General features: G+C 60.2%; 4 protein-coding genes and 1 pseudogene. 2 read left to right on the top strand and 3 right to left on the bottom strand.

Translation table 11 applies throughout. The features are described 5' to 3' along the window. Positions 1–10: 10 nt before the first annotated feature. Genes ACRESD_RS11170 through ACRESD_RS11180 form a run of 3 tightly spaced genes read right to left on the bottom strand, consistent with a single transcriptional unit; the run spans position 11 to position 3,256 of the window. Positions 11–1,255 (bottom strand): lipoprotein-releasing ABC transporter permease subunit, encoded by a 1,245-nt coding sequence (locus ACRESD_RS11170; protein WP_431750961.1) that lies wholly within the window; start codon positions 1,253–1,255, stop codon positions 11–13. Positions 1,256–1,314: 59 nt separating this feature from the next. After that, positions 1,315–1,998 (bottom strand): lipoprotein-releasing ABC transporter ATP-binding protein LolD, encoded by a 684-nt coding sequence (lolD, locus tag ACRESD_RS11175; protein ID WP_431750962.1) that lies wholly within the window; start codon positions 1,996–1,998, stop codon positions 1,315–1,317. 7 nt (positions 1,999–2,005) lie between these two features. Beyond that, positions 2,006–3,256: a lipoprotein-releasing ABC transporter permease subunit gene (locus tag ACRESD_RS11180; RefSeq protein ID WP_431750963.1), complete on the bottom strand. Its 1,251-nt coding sequence runs from the start codon at positions 3,254–3,256 to the stop codon at positions 2,006–2,008. Between the two features lie 94 nt (positions 3,257–3,350). Here ACRESD_RS11180 and ACRESD_RS11185 point away from each other — a divergent pair, with 94 nt between their 5' ends. Together ACRESD_RS11185 and ACRESD_RS11190 are read left to right on the top strand one after the other, a co-directional pair. Continuing rightward, complete coding sequence (locus ACRESD_RS11185; protein ID WP_431750964.1) at positions 3,351–3,935, top strand: PilZ domain-containing protein; 585 nt, start codon at positions 3,351–3,353, stop codon at positions 3,933–3,935. 44 nt (positions 3,936–3,979) lie between these two features. After that, a pseudogene (locus tag ACRESD_RS11190) lies at positions 3,980–4,060 on the top strand (glycerophosphodiester phosphodiesterase); the annotation flags it as partial.

Consider the following 4,060-nt stretch of genomic DNA (forward strand, 5'->3'; position numbering starts at 1 on the left):
GCCTAAAGGCTTACGAATATCTCAGAGCATGCGCCGGTTCGATCTTCGCCGCCCGATACGCCGGATACAGCGTCGCCAAGAAGCTCAACACAAACCCTGCCGTGCAAATCAGCAACACATCGCCGCCTTGCAGCTCCGAAGGCAGGTTGCTGACGAAGTACACATCCGAGCTGAAGATATGCTGCCCGGACACCCGCTCCAGCCAGCCCACCAGTTCACTCACGTTCAATGCCGCAATCACGCCCAGCACACCGCCAATCAGGGTACCGACGATGCCGATCACCGTACCCTGCACCATGAAGATCGCCATGATCTGGCGTGGCGTGGCGCCAATGGTGCGCAGGATGGCGATATCCGCGCCCTTGTCGTTCACCACCATGATCAAGGTAGCGATGATGTTGAACGCAGCCACGGCGACGATCATCAGCAACAGCAGGCCGATCATGGTCTTTTCCATCTTCATCGCACTGAACAGGCTGCCCTGGGTATGGGTCCAGTCGTCAGCCTTGTAGGCCGCGCCCAGGCTGGCGGCGATATCCGCAGAGACTTTGGGTGCCGCGTACAGGTCTTTCACCGCCAGACGCACGCTTTGCACCTGGTTCGGTTGCCAATGCTGAATTTCCGCGGCGTCGGCCATGTGGATCAAGGCCATGGAGCCATCCAGCTCGGCGCCGACCTTGAAGATGCCCACCACGTTCAAACGCTGCATGCGCGGGGTGATCCCTCCCGGCGCAGTGCTGACTTCCGGGACAATCAGGGTCAGCTTGTCACCCACGTTCAGGCGAAAACGCCGTGCCGTGATTTCGCCGACCACCACGCCGAACTCGCCGGGCTTCAGGTCATCCAGTTTGCCCTGCACGATATGCTGGGCCACGATCGACACCTTGCCTTCCTGGGCCGGGTCGACGCCGCTGATCTCAATCGGCTGCATCGCACCTTTGTAGGAGAACATACCGTCCATCTGCGTGAACGGGACGGCAGCGGTCACTTGTGGGTTCTTCATCGCAGCGGCGGCCACGGGCTGCCAATCATCGATCGGGTTCACGCCGACGATGGTGGCATGGGGCACCATGCCGAGAATGCGTGAACTCATTTCGCGCTGGAAGCCGTTCATCACCGACAGCACCACGATCATGGCCAATACGCCCAGGGCGAGGCCAATCATCGAAGTCATCGAGATAAACGAAACAAAACGGTTGCGGCGCTTGGCGCGGGTATAGCGCGTGCCGATGAAAATCGATAACGGTCTGAACATTCGCGGGCACCGTTGAAAAAATTAAAAAGCCCGACGCCAGGCGCCAGGCTTGAAACGGGTCAAATGGCGACCAGATGACCTTCCTGCAGGTGCAGCACGCGATCCATCTGGCGGGCCATGCTCATGTCATGGGTCACCACCAGGAACGCGGTGCGCATCTGGGTGCTCAGTTCCAGCATCAAGTCCTTGATGCCCTGGGCGGTGTGGGAGTCGAGGTTGCCGGTCGGCTCGTCGAGCATCACCAGGCCCGGGTTGTTGACCAAGGCACGGGCAATCGCCACACGCTGGCGCTCACCACCGGACAGCTCAGCCGGCTTGTGCTCCAGGCGATGACCGAGGCCTACACGCTCCAGCAACGCCTTGGCACGCTCGCGCGCTTCGGGAATCGCGGTCTTGCCGATCAACAACGGCATGCACACGTTTTCCAGGGCGGTGAACTCCGGCAACAGGTGGTGGAACTGGTAAACAAAACCGAGCGAACGGTTGCGCAGCTGACCACGGGCCTTCTCGCCCAGGGCCGACAGTTCTTCGCCTGCCAGCCAGACGCTGCCTTGGGACGGCGTATCCAGGCCACCCAACAGGTTGAGCAAGGTACTTTTGCCCGAACCGGAACTGCCGACGATCGCCACGCGCTCGCCAGGGTGGAGTTCAAGCTGCAGGTTGGACAGCACCACCACCGACTCCGGGCCTTCCTCGTAGGATTTGCCCAGGTTGCGGCAGCTCAGGATTGCTTTTTCACTCATGCCCGATTCACTCATAACGTAAGGCCTGTGCTGGCTGGGTACGTGCCGCGCGCCAGGCTGGATACAGGGTGGCAAGGAAACTCAAGACCAACGCCGCACCGCCCACCATCAACACGTCCTGGGCCTGAACCTGAGACGGCAAGTAGTCGATGAAGTAGACGTCGGCGTTGAGGAACTTGTGGCCGATGACTTTTTCCAGCGCGGCGATGGCGGCGCTGACATTCAATGCCGCCAGGATGCCGACGGCGGTGCCGATCAAAGTGCCGACCACACCGATCACGGTGCCCTGCACCATGAAGATTGCCATGATCTGGCCCGGCGTGGCGCCGAGGGTACGCAGGATCGCGATGTCGCCCTTCTTGTCGTTCACCACCATCACCAACGTGGAAATGATGTTGAACGCGGCCACGGCGACGATCAGTAGCAACAGCAGGCCGATCATGGCTTTTTCCATGCGGATGGCCTGGTACAAGTTGCCGTGGGTGCGGGTCCAGTCGCGGGCGTAGTACTGGCTGTCGCCCAAGTGTTGGGCGATTTCCCAGGCCGTGCGCGGCGCGTCGAACAGATCATTGAACTTCAGGCGCAGGCCCTGCACCTGATCCGGCTGCCAACGATGCAGGCGGGCCAGGTCAGTGAGGTTGGTCAGGCCGATGTAACCGTCGATCTCACCGGCGCCGACGTGGAAAGTGCCGACCACGGTGAACCGCTTCATGCGCGGGAACATACCGGCCGGAGTCACGGTGACTTCCGGCGCGACGAAGGTCAGCTTGTCGCCGATGCCCACGCCGAGCTTGGCCGCGGCCTTGTCACCGATCACGATGCCGAAGCTGCCGGGGGCCAAATCATCGAGTTTGCCCTGCAGCATGAACTTGTCGATGATCGAGACATTGCGCTCCTGTGCCGGGTCGATGGCGTTGAGCAGGATCTTCTGCACCTTGCCGTCATTGGTCAGCAACCCCTGCATCTGGGTAAACGGCGCGACAGCCACCACCTTGGGGTTCTGCTTGACCTTGTCGGCCAGGCTCTGCCAGTCACTGATGGGCGAGTCACCCTCGATGGTCGCATGGGGCACCATGCCCAGCACGCGGGTGCGCATCTCATGATCAAAGCCATTCATCACCGACAACACCACGATCATCACGACCACGCCCAAGGCGAGCCCGATCATCGAGGTCAAGGAAATGAACGACACAAAATGATTGCGACGCTTTGCACGGGTATAACGCGTGCCGATAAATACGAAGAGAGGTCTGAACATGTCGGGGCTTGTTCGGAGGAAAAGAAGACGTCCCGGTGGCGGGGTCTGGTAAGCAGCTTTACACTCTGACCATTACCGTTACCTGGGGTTCGCCATGTCGACATTAGATGAAGAAGAGCGCCGCGAATACTACCGTATCGCCGACATGATCGCACTCCAAATCAAAAGCCTGTCCGCACCCGAGGCGGCGAGCAAGGAAGTGTTGCTGGATGATTCACCGCTGTTCAATCTGCTCAGCGAACTGCACCTCAGTGAATTCGAAGCCCAGCACCTGTTGCGCCAGATCAGCGAGAAAGATCGCAGCCTGGCCGCCTTCCTCAAAGTGCAGAACAAACGCCTGGACCTGCTCAGCCAGGTCATGGCCCGCGGCCTGCTGAGTGAAGTCGGCGCTCCGCAGCCAGTGATCATTTCCGAAGGCGGCATCGACTTCCAGCACCCCACTCCCCTGGTACCTGGTGCACACCTGGCGGTCAAGCTGGTGCTGATGCCCCAAGCGCTCGGCTTACTGCTGCGTGCAAAGATCACCCATTGCGACCCTAAAGGCGACGGCTTTGACGTGGGTACCGAGTTCGAGTCCATGACCGATGCCCAGCGCCAGCTACTCGCCCGCTATATCCTGCAGAAACAGGCACAGGAACGACGCCTGGCGCGGGAACAGAGCGACGCCCAAGACACCTGAATTGATATTCACCCCGCCAGACAACCTGGCGTAAAGGAGCAACTGTGACCCTGATTTACGGCCATCGCGGTGCCAAAGGCGAAGCACCGGAAAACACCCTGACCAGCTTTCAGGAATGCCTCAAG

The sequence above is a fragment of the Pseudomonas sp. genome (assembly GCF_050739995.1).
Classification (GTDB): Bacteria; Pseudomonadota; Gammaproteobacteria; order Pseudomonadales; family Pseudomonadaceae; genus Aquipseudomonas.

Coding starts and splice junctions, on each gene's coding strand:
- lolD (WP_431750962.1), bottom strand. CDS start 1,998: ATGAGTGAAAAAGCAATCCTGAGCTGCCGCAACCTGGGCAAATCCTAC.
- ACRESD_RS11185 (WP_431750964.1), top strand. CDS start 3,351: ATGTCGACATTAGATGAAGAAGAGCGCCGCGAATACTACCGTATCGCC.
- ACRESD_RS11180 (WP_431750963.1), bottom strand. CDS start 3,256: ATGTTCAGACCTCTCTTCGTATTTATCGGCACGCGTTATACCCGTGCA.
- ACRESD_RS11170 (WP_431750961.1), bottom strand. CDS start 1,255: ATGTTCAGACCGTTATCGATTTTCATCGGCACGCGCTATACCCGCGCC.